1 pseudogene is annotated in these 272 nt (G+C 54.8%); it reads left to right on the forward strand.

What is annotated here, in order from left to right:
• A pseudogene (locus R0J88_RS20235) lies at window positions 1-272 on the forward strand (hypothetical protein); the annotation flags it as partial.

Raw genomic sequence — 272 nt, forward strand, 5'->3', positions numbered from 1 at the left:
GCGCCCGTTGGTTACAACATAGGTGCGGAAACGCCGCAGGAGATCGCCATCAGCGTGCTGGCAGAAATATTACAGGTGAAAAATAACGCGCCGGGTGGGCTGATGATGAAACCTTCTCATCCTTCCGGACACCAGCTGGTGGTGATTCGCGGTGCGGGAGATATCGCCAGTGGTGTGGCGCTACGTCTGTATCATGCGGGTTTTAAAGTGATCATGCTGGAAGTGGAAAAACCGACAGTGATTCGTTGTACCGTGGCGTTTGCCCAGGCCGT

The organism is Pseudoalteromonas sp. SIMBA_162, assembly GCF_046535955.1.
GTDB lineage: Bacteria > Pseudomonadota > Gammaproteobacteria > Enterobacterales > Alteromonadaceae > Pseudoalteromonas > Pseudoalteromonas marina.